Origin of the sequence: Paenibacillus sp. VT-400, from assembly GCF_001029205.1 — a bacterium.
In the GTDB taxonomy this organism is placed as follows: Bacteria; Bacillota; Bacilli; order Paenibacillales; family Paenibacillaceae; genus Paenibacillus; species Paenibacillus amylolyticus.
The window spans coordinates 2,566,888-2,585,378 of the sequence record NZ_LELF01000067.1 but is presented as its reverse complement, the minus strand read 5'-3'; the positions used below and the strand labels follow the sequence as shown (position 1 = coordinate 2,585,378).

Sequence of the window (18,491 nt, the reverse complement as noted above, 5' to 3'; positions counted from 1 at the left end):
CTTAATACCCCCTTAGTAATTTATCCACGTATCTATAAGTCCTCATAAGCAACGTTACTGACTCTGCCCGTGTCGCCGCTTCATCCGGACGGAAGTTAACAACGGACTCCCCGTCTGCTTCCCAATTCGTTGCAATAAGTCCAAGTTGTTGCATATTGTCGATGTACTTGTTTGCCCAATGGTTCTCAATGTCGATGAACTCGGTCAGGTATTTGTACTCGAACTCCTGTTTGCGGACAAGGGACATACCAACGGTTACGATGTACTTGGTTTCCATCTCTGCAGTCCTGATATTGGGTTCACCTGTTACGATGCCGATGTAAACTGTTCCCTTTTCGTCATAATACTTATGCTGTGATCCAATATACTGAAGCCAATCAGCGTATTCCTTCTTGGAATAGAACAGCATGGTAAGTGTAGCGTCATAGTGGGAAGTACCGTTTTGCACGAGCCCCGCAGAAGATGCTAGGGTCTTATTGACATATGTCTTAAGTACTGGAGTTGGAGGCTTATATTCCGTAACCAGTTTCGCCTTGACCTGTGTAAACTGAACTCCGTTGTCGTAAAATAGCTTCTTCTTATAAACCGAATCCTCCGATAAGAGGCTGTTTTGTTGTGTCATGAGTGTACCTCCCTATACGTAACTCCCCACCTCATTTTAAGATGGGGAGTGAGTTGTTAACTTCGGTAGTTAATTGGGTTCATGGCTTGTTGGTTACGAAGACCGCCCACTCGTCCCACTGACAAGCCTTGTCCGATGGACTGTCCGACCTGTTGCAACTGGCTGGATGTCATGCCGTTAGTCACGTTAGGAAGCGTGATGTTTACGGTCACGTCTCCTGCTCCAATGGCAGTTGTGTTATGAGTATTCCCCCGTGTGAGGTACTGGTAGCGACTCATAGCCTGTACACCATCTGGCATGTTGAACGTGCCTGCCGAAGCTTTCATTTCACTCAAGATTCCTAACTGAGTCTGTAAAGATTGCTTTTGCAAGTCGCGGATTTCTTGATTAATCTTATAGGTCTCGTCAGCTCCTGCCGCAGGTAGCCTAGCCTTCAGGTCAGTAATTACCTGATTGATTTCGGATACCTCTTCCTTGGCGTTGGCGATACGTCTGTTACGTAGTATTGGGGAAGAGTCATCAGGGTTTCCAGCACGAAGTTTGAGTTCCAGTAGCCTGTTCTCGCGTTCCGAATTGTTGTTCTGAATTTCTGCAGTACCTAGACCGATGGATGCAAGGTTGTATTCTTTAATTCTTGCTTGCTCGTTGGCAATTTGATTCTGAAGCTGTAAAACCTGCGTTGCTTGGTCTTCGGAGAGATCCCCGATGGATTCGATTGCTTTTAGGTTGGAGAGTTCGGACTTCATCGCAGACAGCTTATTCAGGGTGATTTGTTTCATGGTGTCCAGATATTCCTGAGACTGAGTATCCATGTTGTATGCCGCGGCTAATTCCTTTGCCTGAGCGAGAAGATCAATTCTTGACAGACTGTTATTTACCTTGCGCACCTGACCTTGGTATGTTTCCTGACGGTTGTTCCATTTCTCCTGTAGAATTTCTGCTTCACCTTCATTGGCTACTTTGCCTCTGGCCGATGTAAAGGAATCATAGGCATTCTTGGCATTCTGATACTCTTGCGACTCAGGATCAGAAGTTTCCATAATGTTCTTTGCATTTTGGATATACTGGTCAATGATAGCCAATTCATCATCCAATACCTGACGTAAGGATGCCGCTTGTGCTTTACGCATCGCCATGTACTCGTCGGAGTCGGTCTTCATCCCGCTCATGAGTGAACGGAGGGTTTCGATCTGGCTGGTATCTTTAATCTCCTTCAGATTGTCAGAGACACGATTAAGTACGTTGTCAGTATCAATGGAAGTGAGTTCAACAGCACCCTCCATGTACTTCTTCTCGTACTCTTTCGTAGCGATATCTTTGAGCTCTTTCTGTTCTATTTCAGCCAGTTTTGAGGCTTCGTACTGTTTGGTAAAGGCTTCCTGACGCAACTTTTTAGTATCCTCTATACGTCCCGTTTCCTTTGCCCACTTGTTCACGAGAACAGTTTCGTTCAAAGTAGGATCATCCTGGTTGTCGTTCAGATACTTATACATATCGTTAAGAGAACGAAGGTTAGTCCCGCGATCCCTATTGAGCATGTTGAGAACGCCAACTGCAACTTCTTTGCTACCGCCTTCAGTAAATACACCCGCGTGGGACATGTCTGAGTTGGCCACAGACTGGATCAAGTTCATGCCGTCTCCGTACAGTCCACCCAAGAAGTTAAGGAATCCCGCTACTGAAGTCCCATCTCCTTCCTGACCAATCCTAATTGAATTGGCGGCTGAAGTAAGTTGCTTGTCGTCCGTGTCAGCCATCGCCATCATCCGTTGGTCTTCTGTAGAAGAAGCTTCCCACATGATAGCTTTAGCTGCTTCAGCTAAAACGATAGCCGCACTAATCTCTAGAGCAGCTTTAGCGATACCTCCTGCAAAGCTTCTAAAGGAAGTAGCTGCACCTCTTCCCATGTCTGAAATGTCCTTCATAAACTGTTTGAAACCAGTCTTCAGGGATGTAGTCTGAGATAATGCAGAGTTCATTCCACGCACTGCGTTGGATAGGTTACCAAATTCAGGGGAGGCTCGTCGTGCAGATGTGGCAATTTCCCTTTGACTATTCTGATACTCATCCATCGCACGACTAAGACTCTGAATATCATTAATTTGAGGTAAACCATTGCGCTGTCTGTCTACCAAGTGGTCTTCAAATCCATTGAAATCTCCTTGAGACATTCGGGACATTCTGTCAGTCAATTCGGTGTATCCAGATACGTTTGCTCTGTAGGTTCCGAATGTCCCTTGACTAGCTGTACTATTGCTCAGCCTGGTCAGAAGGCTAGGGTTAATAACACCAGCCAATTCAGCTCTTGTGCCCAGACGGTTGTTGTACTGCCTTGTACGGTCGAATTTTTCATCGTCTGTTAACTCCGTCTGCTTCTCCCAATTCTTAGCTTCGTCCATCGTAGTAAAAAGAGTTGGAATGTCTTTTATATCAACTTTCTTTTCAGAAATGTAATCTTTAAAGTGTCTACTCTGTTCTTCCGACATACCATTCAGTTCCTGAACATATCGATTCAGCAGTGGATCTTGCTGCATAGCAGCTACCTCTTGTCGATTTAACTTCTTGAAGTCGCTATCAACACTTACATCTTTCATGTTATCTAGGAAAGCAGTCCGTGCAGTCTCACTCTCAAAGTTACTTCTAATACCTAGATTTCCAGCTCCCCACTTTATACCTTTGAGCATTAGCATTCCGAGCACCACATTCGAGAGTACATCACCCAAAGCTACAAATATCTGAGCATTCTTCGCCACGTTTTCTGCCAAGTTAATAAGTGCATAGGACACTTTATTTATGGCAGGAGTCATTTCTTGAACGATAGCATCAAAGGCAATGGTAGTCCCTTGTGTTGCTCGTTTAGTGTTGACAAGAGGGTTGTCTATTGAAGTCATAATCATTTTCTCGTACTGGGACTTATTGAAGTTATCAGTAACTTGCATTACCTTGACGAACGTGTTCATGACTTCGTGCATTGCCGCAGCACCCTTTGAGGACTGCGATGTACCGAACAGGGTATCAGCTGTGTTGCGAACTGTTAGACTGTCTGCACCGGACAACTTTTGAGAGATGGATTTGAAGAGTTCCTTGGCTGGAACTAGGAGTTGTCCTCCTGTATCCGTAACGTTCGCAAGACCAAGTTCCTGCAGTTTCTTCATGGCATCAGGAGACTGAAGCTTGGCAGCTACTTTCTCGCCATCATCACCGTAGTTCGGGTCAACAGCCAACTTATCCATTTTGTTCAGCAAGTTAGAAGGCTGTAATCTTTCTACAATGGAATTGTAGAAATGACTGACATTTGTCCCTTCTATTGCAGGAGATTGGTTGGAAGCGCCAGCCATTACAATAGCTGTCTCAGAATCAACTTTGGTATTATTAGAAGCAGAACCGGATCGCTTTATAATGTCGAAAAGTTCCTCGACGCTGGTATTCGTGACTTGAGATACTGCTGCTATCGGATGTGCCACCCTATCTTCCATGTCGGACATCTCAAGGCCGAACTGCGACTTTGCTGACTCAAGACCCTTTGCGATTTTAAGAGGGTCACTACCAGGGGTGAGGGCCTGCAACTGAGCAGTCACCCGTACGAATTCTTTCATTTCAACAGGCTCTTTGAGAAAACCGGAAGCTACTCCACCAACTTGATAAAGTTTATGGTAGTCCGTTCCGTAAAACATGGACTGTTGTCGAATAAACGATTGTAGTTCGTTGACAGTATTCTCTACTCCAGCCATGTTGGTGCTATTGAGGACATTTCCGTTTTCGTCTTTATTGTACTTGTCCTTCATCATCAAGTTCTGAATCATCTTAATCTGTTCGGTCTGAACAGACTTGAAGGTCTCGACAGCTTGGTTCAAAACAAGCATCGGTGCACCGACCATAACACCTGTAATCTTGTTGCGCATCATGTTAGAGACTGCGGACTCCAGAGCCACGTTGCTTATTGTTCCTGCAAAACTGTTCTCCTGACTTGAACTGTTTCCGTTGGATACCGTTTCACTTGGTGTTGTGCTGTCGTTCTTGCCATTCTCGGAATAGGATTCTGTAGAAATGTCAAGACCTCCTGCGTTCTGTATCTTAGCGTCTCGGTTTAATCCTTTTGGTCTTGACTGGACTTCATTAATCTCCTGGATGATAGACTGTACCTGTTCATCCACTTGTTCGCGGATTTTATCAATCATGGCATTATTAATATGATTAATTTGGTTGACGAGGTGACGCTTTAGCTTAGGTTCAGGCGTGATTTCCACATTGTTAATTGTCTTAACTATCTGGTCAATCTCTTCCTGTACACTATTACTCATTTTCTTGTCGAGAGCCTTAGCCACTCGTTCAAGTTGATGTTTCAATTCATTCCCACGGAAAGAACCTAAATCCACTGTTCCAAGAGTGTCCAATTGATCAACCGTAGTTTCGAGTTCTCTTGCAATAATCTTCTTGACTTTATTGCTGAGGTTTTGTATTGGAACGTCCAGCTTGCCTGCCGTCGCCCCGTTGATTCCTGCTACAGTTTTGTTGACGTACTCCGTAAAACTACGTTCAAGTTCGTTCGAGATATTCTTAATATTGTCGGTGATCTCCTTGCCGCTAACATCAGGTACTTCCACTTCTACCGACTTCAACAGCTTTTCTTTTACATTTTTGATTGCTTTGTTCAAGTCTTCTTTGGTAATTATGAAGTCACTAGAATTCGCTACATATGGGTTCTCAAGCTTATTCAGAATCTCTTGCTTGATTTTATTGACGAACGCCATGATGGTGTTCTTGCCTACCGTAACTTGTAAACCTTCGAGAGAGTCAGGTCCAGTCAGACTTGCTGTGTGATTTTGAATAACCTTAATAAGGTTATGGATTTGCATTTTTACAACCTTAGCGACTTCCTCGTTGATTTCATTGAAATCTTCGTTGCTGATAGGTAGCTTCTGCCCTTTGGCATAGCTAGAGTCTATTTCAACATTCATGTTACGGACATGCTTACGTAACTCTTCATTAATTTCGACCTCTATCTTACCGAAGATGCCTTGTAGAGTCTCACGCTGAACGGTCAGTCCTGTCGAACCTAACTGCTGAAGAAAAATTTCGTTTCCTGCAATAAAGTTGTTAAGTCCTTTAGTTAATGATTCTGTAATATTTCCATCAGTTCCACGAGAAACCTGGGATTGCAGGCCAGACAGAGATGTCCGCATTGCGTCAATACGTTGGTCTAATCTACCAAATTGAGCATCGAGAGTTGCCATCTCCTGTCCCAATCGGGTCATGTTTTCAATGGATTTCTGAAATTCTAAAATCACATCAGATTGGATATTTTTCATAATCTCACCACCCTCATAAAATAAAACTCCTGCCCCTCCCTAGAAGGAAGCAGAGCAGGAGAATTTATAATAACTGTGCAAGGAAACTCATGTCTTCCGCATCGGCTACTTTATAACCATTCACGTAGTTACCGTCGGTTCTTGTTTCTTCCTCACCACCGCTGGAATCTTCGTTGGAAGGAACACCGCTACCGAACAACCCGCCGAGAGACATACTAGAAACTTTGATAGTAAATTCAATGTGTTCATTACATTGTTCCAGGTAATAACCCAACTGAGGTAAGGTTAACTGCCATACATCCTGCTTTTTCAAGTGGCAGTAGTGGGCGAGCTTGAAGAAGATATTTGCCCAATTGACAGGCGGCATGCTGTCATAGTTTTCTTCCTCTACCTGAGTGGTTACATGGACTTTTTTAGCCCATTGAGACCAATCATGCAGTCGATAATTTTCTTAGCCGTCTCCAAATCAACGTAATTTCCAAGATGTTCGACCGTCATGTGGTTGTAGTACGGTTTAAATGCCATTAGTAGCACATCAAGCAGTTCGTCAAATCTATCATCCCCGTCTTCAGGGATAAGGTTAGCGATGATTACACCAGAATCAATCGTGTTAAGTTTATTCATTAGCTTTCGAGCATCCATCAGACCTAATGGTGGAATATTGTAAGTTTTGCCGTCACGTAAACGAACCTTATCGTCCTCTTCAAAGAATACTTTCTCACACACTTCTGCTTCCTCTTGTGTCAAAGGATTCTTTTCTTTTTCAGTTACCGCCTCTTGTGTCTGCTCTTCAACTTGACTGGCAATCTCTTTGGTCACAGTACTATCTGCTCTTGGAATTACTAAATCTCGTTCACTCACTTTACACTCCCCCTTTAAATTCTCCCCCAAGAATCAGTTAATCGAAGTGACGACAAGGTGGGGGAATCCTTGTAATCACCTCATAGGACATTCTAAGTGAGTAAGCCAAGGCTATAACATTTTGTATGTAAAAAGACTCCCCGAGGGGAGTCTAATGATTAGCAATCTACCGATTGGGCTGAACCTGCCTCGTAACGCTTGATAGAACCAAGCTTACCGTCAAAGCGTTCAGGGTCGATTACAGTTAGAGTTACACTATGTGTGGAAGCTTGTTGACGTTGTGCGTCGAGAGTGAAGTTGGACTTCACACGGCATTGGTACAGCTCAGTTTGATAACCTTGAATCGTTCCATCTTTCTGTTCGAATTGTCCGTCGTGAACAACGTGAACTGTCAACGGCATGTCCTTGGTTGTGATATCGAGGATATCGACAACTTCGTTACGCTTGTAGTTAACATAAATGTCTACATCTTTCATAGCCGAGTTGAACTTCAGCGTGCCGGCGCTAATTACATATTGGTCTTCCGTAGGATTAGGATTGACCGTTTTTTTCAGAAGGACGTTACCTTGCAGGGTACGGACGGATATCTGAGGGTCTGTATTGAGTGAAGCACCATAAACAAGATCAGTAGTGAATTCAGAACCGTTTTGTTTAACGTTGTGCTTCTCTTCCAGAACCCATACAAAGCCATCAGGGTCTGGAGTAATACCCGTTAGAGCCACAGCGTAGACGATGACAACTGTTTTACCTGCCAGTGCCATGTCGAACACTACGTTCTGACCGGATATCGTCACGTCTGTACTCAGGTCTGTACCGCCCACTGCACCCTCAAAGGACTTAGGTGCAGGAGAAGCGATAGATACTTGAGTCAGTTCTGCTTGATATGGAGATGCAGAAGGAACTACGAAAGTCTCAGTAACCATACTGTAAGCAGAGCCTGAGACACCTTCGCGCAGTTTTGAGCCAAGTACCAACCTAACAAGGTTGAGATCGAACTTAGCCGCTTCTGCGGTAATGTCGATTGTCTTCTTACGCAGCAAAGTGTCCAGAGCGACGCTAGAATCGCCGGCCTCGATGTCCTGCATATCCAATTGAATGTCTAGACGCATGTTATTTAGCGTTCCGATTGTAACGAGGTCGTCACAGTTCGGGATTTTCGCCATGAATTTACCTGCACCTTTAATCAGCATTTTTTTGTTTTTAGTAACTTTCATTCAAAAAACCTCCTTTATTCGTCTATCCCAATAGCGAAAACTATTTGGGTGAAATACTTGTAGGTGTTTTCCAGTAAGTATCGTCTTCAGAACTTGTGACGTACTCCCTCTTAAACACACTACCCTTCGGCATACCAAGGTACTGGTCGTCGAAAATCTGGCAAATCGGTCAGCGATGTTTACAGTCAATACCACATCATCCTTCGTATAGATATCGAAGTCTACGATGAATCTATACTCAAGGTAATTCTCGCCTCTTGCTCCAGGATTTTTATAAAATATTATCAAGGGCAAGTTGTGCTGACTAAGTCTTGAGGCTTCTTTCTCTTCTGAATTTAGGTAGCTAAATTTTCTGGAGAATCGTTAGCCGGCAGTCCTAGCATTGCAAGATTTGAGGGTCTTGACGAAGCGTGGTGTGAATATAGGTGTAAACATTGGAGATGTGGATTCTCCCATTACATCACATCCTCTTATGAATGCTTCGTATACCAATATAAGCTGAAATGGGAACATTTCTAACAGCCGTGCGTATTGAGGTGTCCAACAATATCAACATCAGCCGGGGGATGCTCTCCCTCGATCTGTAATAACCCATGATTGAGTAGACTGGCCCTATACTCTTTTTACTTGATCTCAATAACGGATACTATGGGATAGCTTGCCGAAATCATATACAGCTTTCCAGATTTGAATGCCTTTTGCTCCTTGAAAATTAGACGTTGATCTTCATTGCCTACTCGAGGATTATGCTTGTCACTTACGTAAATATCGCCATAACCCAAGTTCTCGACAATCAGGATGGTATCTTTTTCCTGAGCGTTATAAATGAACTGTCCGAACATAGTAAGTTGTTGGGTTAACTCGGCTACCACATCCCCCTCCACATCCTCTACATTTACATCATCAGTCGCCATCGGCTTGCTTCTTTCCTTTGTCTCTAAGTGTGCTTCAGCGACTTTTAATTCTTTCTTGTGCGTCCCAGTTGGTCCTGCCATGTAAGAAAACTCCTCTCAAAATGGTATTATTGTGATAATAAAAAAGGTGGGGGATGTAGCCCCTATCCGCCTTGTAGTTAGTGATGAGTTAACAGAGTATCGATATCAGATCGTCAAAGGAATATTTTTACTGAAGTTCACTTTATATGACTCATCTTTGATTATATGGTTATTTAAAAACAGACTAACAAACTTAGGTTCATGCTAGTTTAAAAATATTTGAGTTGTACTGGGAGAATTGGTCTGTAATGACTTTCGCAATATTTATTAATTTAATATATTATTTATCTTTTAATCTTTAATCTTTTAATCTTTATTGAGTGTAAAATTTACATTTCAAAAAAACATTTAAATAGGTGGAAATCCTAAAATGTAAAACTTACACTTCACGATTCATAATGTCCCTATTTGGATTACATGGTTAGAACATAGGGATACATCATTTATGCTTAGAAATAAAATCAATCTGCTTTTTTCAGCTTTGAAATGAATTCTAATATTTGGTCAACTGTCCGCAAGTTATCTTCAAGAGTCTCAATGTCGTAGCCTATTTCCATGATTCGCTCAATTTCGATATCGCAAGTAAAAAAGAAGCCGTCCCCCCCGACAGTGATCTGTGCTGTCTTACGGAGATCTTCCAACCGATCATTCCATCCGTGGTAACAGAAACGGCAATAAGGAGCATAATCATCCGGCTCACCATTTGGTATGACGTCGGACTTGACTATGCCCACGAATTTGCTAATCCTTGCTTCCTCTCCACACTTTACACATGATGTACGGAGTTTATGGACTTCATCAGCATGAGCAAGAATATCCCCTATATACCTGAATGTGTTGTTTTCGGAGTCAACATCGAGACCAAACAAGTAAACTTCAAGTCCTCCCATAGCCAATCCCTCAAGAATTATGAAGCCATCTTCCTCTTGATTAAATAACTGTGTCTCATCTACTAGTATTGCCTCCAGACGCTCCGATTCGACTATAGCTGGGATTTCAGACAGATATTTAACAGCCCTCGCAGGGGCTTTATCACCTTCTCTAGAACGGACAAACTCATCACCCTCTCTCTCACTCGAAATAAACGGCTTGAACACAGCGACTTTGACACCATCGCCCATCATTTCTTCGTAAAGGTCAATTAGTTTTTTTGTCTTACCGCTCCTAACTGATCCAACAAATGCAATTAATCTCCCAATGTTTATCTCCATTACTTCACTCTCCCTAAAAGCAGACCGTTTAACCTTATGCCTGCTCTAACAATTTTTTGTGAATGTGAAACTCAGTTAAGAGTAATCAATCCATACGTATATCGAGATGTTCAATCATGTACTCGAAAACAGCAGACAGATTTCCTTTAAAATAATTTTTAGCTACTTTTTGTAAATACTCTTTATTTTTAGGAGTAGTTCTCAAGTAAATACGTTCCGTTTTCATGACGATCACCCTCTCTTCTTCATACACGGTCTACAACCAGTGGGCGTTTTAGGTAGAACTTGCATCCGTTGATTCGAATCTTCTAGCTCTTCGGGCAAGACCAAGTAGCTGTATTGGTTCAAGACTTTCCCCGTAATTTCCCCGATACAGTGTAGACAAAGCATGGATTCTCCTTTCAGTCCTTCAGCCGCAAAGTTCTCCCTTGCTTTATCAGTAACGTATCTGAATTCACACTTAATGCACTTGATTAAAAAGTCCATTTTAAATCAATCCCTTTATTTTTCTTCTTACCGTAAAGCGCAGGACTAGTTTAGGATGGGAGAGACTTTTCACTCTCCACAACCTTTACCATACTCGGCAGTATTCAGGATTTTATCTGCCCATACGAGGCTTACACTTCGCTTCACGATTCAAACCAGTATGTCCTAACCCCCTAATCCAAGTAATTTCCTTCTTAATTCCTCTTTTTTCTTATCTTGAGCGCAAGGACGGCACTCGTAGATTCCCATATACCTATCTACTAATTCTTGATAAGGAACACTCAGGGTCTCTGACAAACAGTGAATACACTTGCCACCATTCGTCTCATAGATCGAGGCTAAAGCCTTGGCATTCTGCGTGATGAAGCGTCCGCAATCGCATTTCATATGACCACCTCTAGTACCAATATAAGTTGATTTGTACACAATTGAACTTTTGTACGTACTAGACACATCTTTTTATAGGAGTAGTGCGACTAATTGGAATGTAAGGGTCAGAAGAGAAATGAATATAATAAGACCAGAACCGAGAGGACAGAAATAATGTGAGAAAGCGAAGTTATGTCAGCGGGATACACTATTACTATTTACCCTTTTGGAGGAGGGAGCCCAAAAATCGGGGTAAAAGCAAGCGGAAGATTGATTGGTCATAGAAGTGGAAACTCTAATAATGTTTAGCTCCTTTCATATAGATGATGTAAACCAGAAGTACATGTCAATCATGCACAATACAATGGGTGTTTCTTACAAAAAGTCGAATCAAAAACGTCTGATGTTAGTTCTAGCTACTAGGTATATTTTTGATGGAAGTCATGAATTGGCGGATGGCATATGAGCAAACAGACTCATAAAACTACAAGGAAGAGTGATAAAACAATGGAACCGCTGAGACGTTGACTCACGTGTACATTGTTGACACTGTTCCTCTTTATTATGAATAAAAAATTATGCTGTGATCGTTCAAACTGGTTGTATTCTTGCGCAGATTACCTTTCTACGTTATCAACCTAAAAAGGACCCCGAAGGGTCTTAATTAACATACTAGGACTTGATTTAAGACTTAATTTAGGATGTAATTTAATGGTCGTTTAGAGCTGTCCTGGACTACGTGATAAGATAAAATACTCAAAGAGTTTTATATATCGTTGGAATACAAGTGAGTTTTAATGTATTCATCGAGTTGATCTAACCATATGCTGATAGTTTTCTTCTCTAGAGCACTGCTGAAGCGCCCTAATTCCCTACCTCCGTGGCTGACGATCATAGTTGGTATGAACATGACATCTGTGTGTATAGAGGGCACATATTCGACTTTAGAGACATCAATGTGCGGACGTTCCGAGGCTATATTGTCTATGGTCTTATGGAAACGTCGGCAATGACCGCATTCATTGTTGTAGTATAGGGTGATTTTCATTTGTAGTATGTAAGGTGCTTGTCATAAGGGTCTATGTTCCAGTTGTGATAGTCGTTGGTATCCACTTATAGTGCTCCCTTCATTTAGAATTCATAGTGGAATAATAGAACTGATAGATGGGAAGTTATCGTCAGTCTCTTTTCAAAAGGATGTTTTGGTTTATGATGAGTTCGCGCTTTCATCTCATCACTCTTTCCTATACAGTATCAGGGGCTTGTCGCCCCTCCTTAACATACAAATTTTGTTGTCTATTTCATAAACATCCATTACGATGATTTCTCTAGCTAAATTTTTTATGATTAATTGATAATTCGACTGTTGTCTCATCCGCTGGCAGCTGTTCAAGATTTTCGCCGTAAGAAGGGACTTCAGAGTGATTTTAATAAAGATACATTTTAAGATATTGTGATCCAAACGTCCTGGTTTAGTTTGTTTTCTATATACAATATTGATCCCCGCATCCTTATTAAAAAGTGCGAGTTATTTAAGCACTTTGTTGAATAGCTTTCTGACGGATGTAATAAAGCACTCTGGTTGTGTAGGCGTTGGTGTCATACCCACACACCTCAAGTAGTTCTGTAATTTTATTGATGCACAAGTTCTCATTACACTCCCTTGTTGCCTGAGCGATAAGTTCAATCTCCCGTTCATACTTGGAAGTGCTCTTAGTTTCCTCTTCCTTCAACTCTCTATTCACAGTTTTGCTGCGGATTCGTGCGAGAGTACGACTAATGGTCATGGGGTATACGTCCAGTTGTTCAGCAATCTGAGCATTGTTGTTACTTGTATCGCTCAAGAGCAGGCGCATGACCTTCTTTTCGAATTCATTAAATATAGGGTCATCCAGTAGTTGCTCTACATAAAGACGATTGGCCACATCTTCTTCAAGGATTTTCTCATCCTTGTTGACGAATTCAAAATTATCAATCCCGTCATAATGCTCAAGGCCATCGCTGAACATGGCAATCTCGCGATAGCGCTCAATTGACACATTAAGTAGAGCTGACATTTCTTCTTCACCGGGGCGATAACCTAGAGCATCCTCAATCCCGACCATTTGCTTAATGAGGTCAACCGCCCCCCTGCTCAACCTTACAGACTGAGAATCACTATAAAGAAGCTGATTGATTTCCCAGAGGATGGGGCGTACAACGAATGTTGTGAACTTAATGCCTCGTTCAAAATCAAAATCCTTGATAGCAGTCAGAATGCCAATACAAGCATGTTGGTATAGTTCGTCCTCTGTGATTCGGAACTTCGTTTTAAGTTCTAGGATACTCCCCTTGTAGTGCTTGATAATAGAGAAGATAAAGTCTCGATTAGCCTTCAAGAAGTCTCCCATGAGTTCTCTGTTCTCTTTACACGCCTTCAAGAGAACCATATTATGCATATCCTTCATCTCTTTATCCCTGAGCTGTAGGTAGTTGGGACTCGGCACTATCTAATTCACCTCGAAATTTCTGTCTTTTTTGTATTACTTTTGAGAAGTCCGCTGACGTCCCATCTGCTGTGATTTTGCAACTTTGTTCCTTGATCTTGAGGACCTACTTTAAAGGGCTACATTAAGTTCTTGAAGTTCTGCCAACTTGTTATCGTTACATCAGAGGTGTGAAATACTCATTTTCTGGTCTCCTTCCTGTGTCAAACAAAATTATTTCCTGCATACTCTTAGTAGTCGCGCTAACCCTATCAGGAGGTGTGAACAAATAGAAAAGACCCCTCTCGGGGCCAATATAATGAAGTTGAAGCGCTGAGCTCATCTCAAAAAAGACGAAAGCTTGAAAAGCTAATCAACGACTATTTCCATGAAGGAGCAACAATTCTGACTTTGTCCAACAGTGACAGAAAAACCGTTTTTCGTAGAAACCTTGCTCCACCCCATTCATAGAGTTACATCCAGATATCTGAGTTTTTAAACGAATTTTTACTTCGCTTCATTTATGCTATGGAAGTACTTGTTTTCACATAAAAAAACGGCATGAGGGTTTTTCCCATGCCGTTTCAGTTTCAATTTTATTTACCCTATCAAGTCTTTGTAGTTTAACTAATATTGCTTGTAGGCTTTCAGCAGATAGACTTTCTTGCCGACTTTAAGTCTTTCCTGTGCTGTTTTGAATTCCTGACATACTTTCGTAACCTTGTGGTCCTGAACCATGATCCTGTGCAACTACTTTTTGATTTTTGCCAATGCTTTATTAACTTTGGTCAAATACTTAGTGTTATACGTCCCTCGTTTAACGTTCCCCTCGCCTTGATTATAAGCAACGATTCCCAATTCATCGCCGAATCTCTTTTGAGTATAGGCAAGGTACTTAGTGCCAATTTTGATGTTAATTGAAGGTTTTTTGAGACTCCCCGATATATTCATATATTTCTGTGTGGAGGGGAGCACCTGCAGCAAGCCTACGCTACCGTGAGTACTGACAAGGTTAGGGTCGAATGTCGCCCCTGTTTCAACTTGAATAATTGCTAGTATAGTATAAGGATCGACACCGTAAGTCTTGCTATTCTGTACGATAAGAGTGGCAAACTTAGTAGAGTCTGACTTGTTTACCTTGTATTTGAGAAGATGGTTCACTATGTTCTTTTGCACAGTGGAAGACTTTGTAACGACAGCAGTAGATTTAGGCGCAATTTTCGGTTTATCTGCAGCAGCTGTCATTTTAGGTGCTGGTTTTGCTTCGAGTACAGCTTTTGCAATCATTGGGATTGGCTCTTTTTTATTCGCCTCTATCGACAAGAGGTGTCTAACGTTAAACACACTTTCTGACACAGAAACTTGGGGGATCGGATTATTATCGAAATCCGATGTTTTCTCATGCGGGGAGCAAGCAGTAATCGTCATGGCTAATGCCACTGTCAACTTAATTTTCTTCATTTAACAATTTTCATCCTTTTTGTTCTACAAGTATTTTCCAAACGAAGTCTATAATTAAATAATAGAAATCCTTAGATGCAAAGCCTCTGACTGAAGAAATAGAATAAAGAAAAGGTGAGCTAAATTGTCTAAGATGAATCATGGAGTAGCTTGGATGAATTTGAACTTCTCTTCGTCCGGTTTAATGTGCTAAATAAAAGTAACTGCTGACACTCATTTTGCCAATAACCATGCCATTTGATTTCAAACCTTATTTCCTTCCTTCTTTTTGTCTTCCCTATTATGGTCGTGACATGCTTACAATAAGGTGTGAAAAAAGGTGGGCGCTTAGCCCACCTTAGCCATCCGTTGCTGAATATCTCTACACCACTCGTAGTCTCGCATCCATAAAGCAATGTCCATAAGAACATATAAGCCTATGAAATCCAGAGAATTCAGTTCCCAGTGCATAGACTTCCGACTCAGTAAGATATGTGCCCGTGTTCCTAGTTTTGCTTTTACTTTGACAAAACGCTCCGCAATAGAAACTTCCTTACCATACAGATTGAAAGTAACCCTATTCGGGGCGAGTGAGACAACTCTGCCAATAAGACCGTTATGCGGGTGTCCTTCACTATCAATTTCTATGAAGTCGTCCACTTCTGGAAACATAGGCATGCCTCCTTTACTTTTTAGTTTACTCCTGCACGGTTAATTAAGTACTTCTTGATCCATTCATAGTTGCTACGATAGCTGCAGCATATATAGATAGGGAACTTAGACGGTTATCCATATGGAGAATTCCATATTTTTCAGCAAGCCACACATTAGTGCTTGGAACAAGTTAACATAGTTAGTACCAAGTTAATGTCACTGGCACGTTCCGCTTGCAAACACAGTGCTCTTGTGAAAATGGACGATCTCTCTATCATTAGACCACATTACCTTCTGTTTCAAGAATTTCTAACAATGTCTGGTAAGTCGGCAGGTTAAGAGTAGTCTCTTCGATCCAGTGCTGGAACATATCCAACTGTTCCTCGTTAATCAATTTCTCTTCAGTCATGGAACTCAGAAAAATACTCTTCCCGTTAGCGTAGAAGTGTATCTCTTTCGTTTTGTTTTCGGGCACATCTTTTAATCGAAGCCCTTCGACTATTCTGTTGTCAATTTTCATCCATATCACGCCATTCTTAGTAAAATAAGCCCCTCATTTTTTATCCCAAGCTGACACAGTGCTATTCGTCACTGGTTTTAGAAACTCTGGATGTAATAGGTATATATTTATTGATCAAAAACATTCTGATGTTTACCTATCAACTAAGGTCTAAACACTTATAACAAGAGTTAGCTTTAGCCCTAATAGCGTCAATATTTTCGTTCAATTTAATGTCTGAATTGTACAGGTCTGCGTAACTTTCTTTCAGCACATTTAGTTCATCTGAAATTAAGCATTTACCTTCACCATCAAGAACATTTGTTACATCAAGACCCATATCCAAAACAGCCTTCCGATTATTCTGCAGGATTTCATATACATCACGGAATTTGATTTTCATTGTCTTCTCGTCCTCCCAATTGTGCTGAGACGGTTTGTGTAGTCAGCAGAGAAACAGTCCTGCAAGCACTGTTTGTTGACTTCGATAAAAGCTTGTAAACTAAATGTGGAGGTCACATCAGCATTCATGATGCGTTCAAGCAATGCTTCAAGTTGAGACTTGTTTCTGCGAATTACATCCACAGTGGCAGGCGATACATGACGCATAGTTTGTTCCATATTCTTAATAGATCTCTCAATCTGCTCGACTTGCTCTACTATGACTCCGAGAGTGTAGACATAAGTGCTTGCCATTTTGATCCTCCTAGTAATGTGAGGTTAAAGCTATCCCATCATTTGTTGATAATGTCGTGCTACTGGCTTTATTTAGGTTTAATAGAATTCTAATCATTTTTCACTGGATTAAGTACTTCGATCACTTTAATAGTCGCGATAGGAATGAATTTTCACTAAGTTCTAGTTTACTTCGTCATTTGCAAAGTTGAATTATCAAGTCTGCTCATTGTTCAGCCCTGTTATTAATCAACTTTGTAAATTTTTAACTCATAATGATATTTCTTCATTTCACACTTAGAATACCGTTCTTTTTTATCTGTTCACTTTTCCTCCCCTCTAAGGTGACCGGAATATCTATATGATAAGATATGTTCTCTTTAATCATATAGAGCCCTCAGCAGTGGAGTTCAACTGCTTATACTTCAGTAGTCGGGGTATCCCCATTGAGGGGTGCGATGAGAATTTTCAGTCAAAAAAAAGAGACCCGTAGGCCTCTCATGTACATTTTATTTTCATGCCCTTTTAGACTCATTCTCCCTTGTTTATCAGCAACTCTTACATCATGAAATAGACCATCCAGATAGTCAACGAGCAACTATTAGAAGGTCTGATATTGTCAATTATATAATCTATATACGTCTGTGACCCCACGACTCTCATCTAACTTATGCAACCTACATTCACCTTCCTGCCTTCGGTGCACTAGTATCTGTCCGGAACAGTTACCAGTGATAGATGCGCCCTTGTATTATCCATTAGCTATTAAAAGTGGCAGTCACGATTGAAGGTTGTACGAGGGAAAGATGACCGTAGTGAGCGTGAAAATTACCCAGTCTCTCCAGTTCAAATATCTCAGGTTAGCTGGCAATGGTAGAAGTGAGAGGTTAGGACTCAGATTTTCTCAAGGTATATTAGATACTCGTTCTATTAGTAGACTCGTTTACATTCTTTGTAACCTCTCCCGCTTTTAATGTCCAGTAGGTCACCTTGGTAAAAGGTACACCTGCTAACTCTCCGTTGATGTTCTCAACAATGAACATCTCTCCCTGGCGATGAAGCCTGCGGAATATCTTTTTGTATTCGTCCTGTACGTCCTTTGCCGACTTGAGAATAATTTCAATAGGCTTGTCAACGCCATTCTCTACAATCTTACCTATCAACTTAGGATCAATCTCAAACCAATCGACTCGCTTAACTTCCCCATTATCAAGGAAGAACTTAGCCGTTACCTGAACCTTCATGGTTTTCACCCTCTACTTCTGTATAATGGTACTCTCTGAAGTCTTTAATGTGTATCTCTATACTTTCCATCCACTCTCCTTCTTCGTTAAGCATCTGCTCAATGTTTATGAGTTTTTGAAGGTTTTTCCTGCTGACTGGAGGGACTATCGTTTCCTCCCCTTCATTGTAGCGAAGCCACCACCTGAGAACAGTTTCGATAGTCAAGGTTTGATTTATGAAGTTACCGCAGTTGTTACACCACAGAACTAGTGCCTTATCGCATTCCATTTCTTCAGGTGTAAAAGAAGAACGTGCCCCACAATGAGGGCACTTGTTTAAGAAGCCTATCATTCACATCACCTCATTATAGTGGTCGATATATGGTTAGTTAGAGTTGCAAAATCTTAAACTCCTCTTCGATTTTTCTATAATTGGCTTTAGTTTTCATAATTTTTTTACGTTGGGTG

17 protein-coding genes are annotated in these 18,491 nt (G+C 41.4%); 1 reads left to right on the top strand and 16 read right to left on the bottom strand.

Features of this window, described 5'->3' with window-relative positions:
- Position 1: 1 nt before the first annotated feature.
- From EL84_RS22050 to EL84_RS21990, 13 genes are all read right to left on the bottom strand, one after another.
- Positions 2 to 622: an S-layer homology domain-containing protein gene (locus EL84_RS22050; protein WP_047843118.1), complete on the bottom strand. Its 621-nt coding sequence runs from the start codon at positions 620 to 622 to the stop codon at positions 2 to 4.
- Between the two features lie 56 nt (positions 623 to 678).
- Positions 679 to 5,931, bottom strand: coding sequence for a hypothetical protein (locus EL84_RS30930; RefSeq protein WP_053061562.1), 5,253 nt, complete (start codon positions 5,929 to 5,931; stop codon positions 679 to 681).
- A 64-nt stretch (positions 5,932 to 5,995) separates the two neighbouring features.
- The gene (locus EL84_RS22040) at positions 5,996 to 6,298 is read right to left on the bottom strand and encodes a hypothetical protein (RefSeq protein ID WP_235431569.1); all 303 of its coding nucleotides are present in this window, start codon (positions 6,296 to 6,298) and stop codon (positions 5,996 to 5,998) included.
- Positions 6,299 to 6,330: 32 nt separating this feature from the next.
- Positions 6,331 to 6,792: a DNA polymerase III subunit gamma/tau gene (locus EL84_RS22035; RefSeq protein WP_091020945.1), complete on the bottom strand. Its 462-nt coding sequence runs from the start codon at positions 6,790 to 6,792 to the stop codon at positions 6,331 to 6,333.
- A 158-nt stretch (positions 6,793 to 6,950) separates the two neighbouring features.
- Complete coding sequence (locus tag EL84_RS22030) at positions 6,951 to 8,006, bottom strand: hypothetical protein (protein WP_047843117.1); 1,056 nt, start codon at positions 8,004 to 8,006, stop codon at positions 6,951 to 6,953.
- Positions 8,007 to 8,629: 623 nt separating this feature from the next.
- On the bottom strand, positions 8,630 to 9,001 hold the full coding sequence (locus EL84_RS22025) for a hypothetical protein (protein WP_047843116.1): 372 nt from the start codon (positions 8,999 to 9,001) through the stop codon (positions 8,630 to 8,632).
- Positions 9,002 to 9,462: 461 nt separating this feature from the next.
- On the bottom strand, positions 9,463 to 10,212 hold the full coding sequence (locus EL84_RS22020; RefSeq protein WP_047843115.1) for a hypothetical protein: 750 nt from the start codon (positions 10,210 to 10,212) through the stop codon (positions 9,463 to 9,465).
- An 85-nt stretch (positions 10,213 to 10,297) separates the two neighbouring features.
- Complete coding sequence (locus EL84_RS32050) at positions 10,298 to 10,438, bottom strand: hypothetical protein (protein WP_161799442.1); 141 nt, start codon at positions 10,436 to 10,438, stop codon at positions 10,298 to 10,300.
- Positions 10,439 to 11,833: 1,395 nt separating this feature from the next.
- Positions 11,834 to 12,115, bottom strand: a complete 282-nt coding sequence (locus EL84_RS33140; RefSeq protein WP_082219096.1) for a thioredoxin family protein — start codon at positions 12,113 to 12,115, stop codon at positions 11,834 to 11,836.
- A gap of 484 nt (positions 12,116 to 12,599) precedes the next feature.
- A complete protein-coding gene (locus tag EL84_RS22005; RefSeq protein WP_235431568.1) occupies positions 12,600 to 13,505 on the bottom strand; it encodes a sigma-70 family RNA polymerase sigma factor in 906 nt (301 codons plus the stop codon).
- Positions 13,506 to 14,282: 777 nt separating this feature from the next.
- The gene (locus EL84_RS22000) at positions 14,283 to 14,993 is read right to left on the bottom strand and encodes a transglycosylase SLT domain-containing protein (protein WP_053061561.1); all 711 of its coding nucleotides are present in this window, start codon (positions 14,991 to 14,993) and stop codon (positions 14,283 to 14,285) included.
- 327 nt (positions 14,994 to 15,320) lie between these two features.
- Positions 15,321 to 15,644 (bottom strand): hypothetical protein, encoded by a 324-nt coding sequence (locus tag EL84_RS21995; RefSeq protein ID WP_047843111.1) that lies wholly within the window; start codon positions 15,642 to 15,644, stop codon positions 15,321 to 15,323.
- 259 nt (positions 15,645 to 15,903) lie between these two features.
- Positions 15,904 to 16,146, bottom strand: a complete 243-nt coding sequence (locus tag EL84_RS21990) for a hypothetical protein (protein ID WP_047843110.1) — start codon at positions 16,144 to 16,146, stop codon at positions 15,904 to 15,906.
- Positions 16,147 to 16,331: 185 nt separating this feature from the next.
- Between EL84_RS21990 and EL84_RS33135 the strand changes: the two genes are divergently transcribed.
- Positions 16,332 to 16,385 (top strand): hypothetical protein, encoded by a 54-nt coding sequence (locus EL84_RS33135; protein ID WP_143786560.1) that lies wholly within the window; start codon positions 16,332 to 16,334, stop codon positions 16,383 to 16,385.
- Positions 16,386 to 16,524: 139 nt separating this feature from the next.
- Here EL84_RS33135 and EL84_RS21980 read toward each other — a convergent pair whose 3' ends face one another.
- The 3 genes from EL84_RS21980 to EL84_RS21970 all read right to left on the bottom strand — a co-directional run bounded on the left by EL84_RS21980 (position 16,525) and on the right by EL84_RS21970 (position 18,375).
- On the bottom strand, positions 16,525 to 16,821 hold the full coding sequence (locus EL84_RS21980) for a hypothetical protein (protein ID WP_047843108.1): 297 nt from the start codon (positions 16,819 to 16,821) through the stop codon (positions 16,525 to 16,527).
- An 893-nt stretch (positions 16,822 to 17,714) separates the two neighbouring features.
- Positions 17,715 to 18,044, bottom strand: coding sequence for a hypothetical protein (locus tag EL84_RS21975; protein WP_047843107.1), 330 nt, complete (start codon positions 18,042 to 18,044; stop codon positions 17,715 to 17,717).
- Positions 18,022 to 18,375: a hypothetical protein gene (locus EL84_RS21970; RefSeq protein WP_047843106.1), complete on the bottom strand. Its 354-nt coding sequence runs from the start codon at positions 18,373 to 18,375 to the stop codon at positions 18,022 to 18,024. Before EL84_RS21970 ends, EL84_RS21975 begins: the two co-directional genes overlap by 23 nt.
- Between the last annotated feature and the right edge of the window lie 116 nt (positions 18,376 to 18,491).

What these genes read in the sequence shown, in the direction of transcription:
- EL84_RS22050 (WP_047843118.1), bottom strand. Translation starts at nt 622, where the DNA reads ATGACACAACAAAACAGCCTCTTATCGGAGGATTCGGTTTATAAGAAG.
- EL84_RS30930 (WP_053061562.1), bottom strand. Translation starts at nt 5,931, where the DNA reads ATGAAAAATATCCAATCTGATGTGATTTTAGAATTTCAGAAATCCATT.
- EL84_RS22040 (WP_235431569.1), bottom strand. Translation starts at nt 6,298, where the DNA reads ATGCCGCCTGTCAATTGGGCAAATATCTTCTTCAAGCTCGCCCACTAC.
- EL84_RS22030 (WP_047843117.1), bottom strand. Translation starts at nt 8,006, where the DNA reads ATGAAAGTTACTAAAAACAAAAAAATGCTGATTAAAGGTGCAGGTAAA.
- EL84_RS22025 (WP_047843116.1), bottom strand. Translation starts at nt 9,001, where the DNA reads ATGGCAGGACCAACTGGGACGCACAAGAAAGAATTAAAAGTCGCTGAA.
- EL84_RS22020 (WP_047843115.1), bottom strand. Translation starts at nt 10,212, where the DNA reads ATGGAGATAAACATTGGGAGATTAATTGCATTTGTTGGATCAGTTAGG.
- EL84_RS32050 (WP_161799442.1), bottom strand. Translation starts at nt 10,438, where the DNA reads ATGAAAACGGAACGTATTTACTTGAGAACTACTCCTAAAAATAAAGAG.
- EL84_RS33140 (WP_082219096.1), bottom strand. Translation starts at nt 12,115, where the DNA reads ATGAAAATCACCCTATACTACAACAATGAATGCGGTCATTGCCGACGT.
- EL84_RS22005 (WP_235431568.1), bottom strand. Translation starts at nt 13,505, where the DNA reads ATGCATAATATGGTTCTCTTGAAGGCGTGTAAAGAGAACAGAGAACTC.
- EL84_RS22000 (WP_053061561.1), bottom strand. Translation starts at nt 14,993, where the DNA reads ATGAAGAAAATTAAGTTGACAGTGGCATTAGCCATGACGATTACTGCT.
- EL84_RS21995 (WP_047843111.1), bottom strand. Translation starts at nt 15,644, where the DNA reads ATGTTTCCAGAAGTGGACGACTTCATAGAAATTGATAGTGAAGGACAC.
- EL84_RS21990 (WP_047843110.1), bottom strand. Translation starts at nt 16,146, where the DNA reads ATGAAAATTGACAACAGAATAGTCGAAGGGCTTCGATTAAAAGATGTG.
- EL84_RS21980 (WP_047843108.1), bottom strand. Translation starts at nt 16,821, where the DNA reads ATGGCAAGCACTTATGTCTACACTCTCGGAGTCATAGTAGAGCAAGTC.
- EL84_RS21975 (WP_047843107.1), bottom strand. Translation starts at nt 18,044, where the DNA reads ATGAAGGTTCAGGTAACGGCTAAGTTCTTCCTTGATAATGGGGAAGTT.
- EL84_RS21970 (WP_047843106.1), bottom strand. Translation starts at nt 18,375, where the DNA reads ATGATAGGCTTCTTAAACAAGTGCCCTCATTGTGGGGCACGTTCTTCT.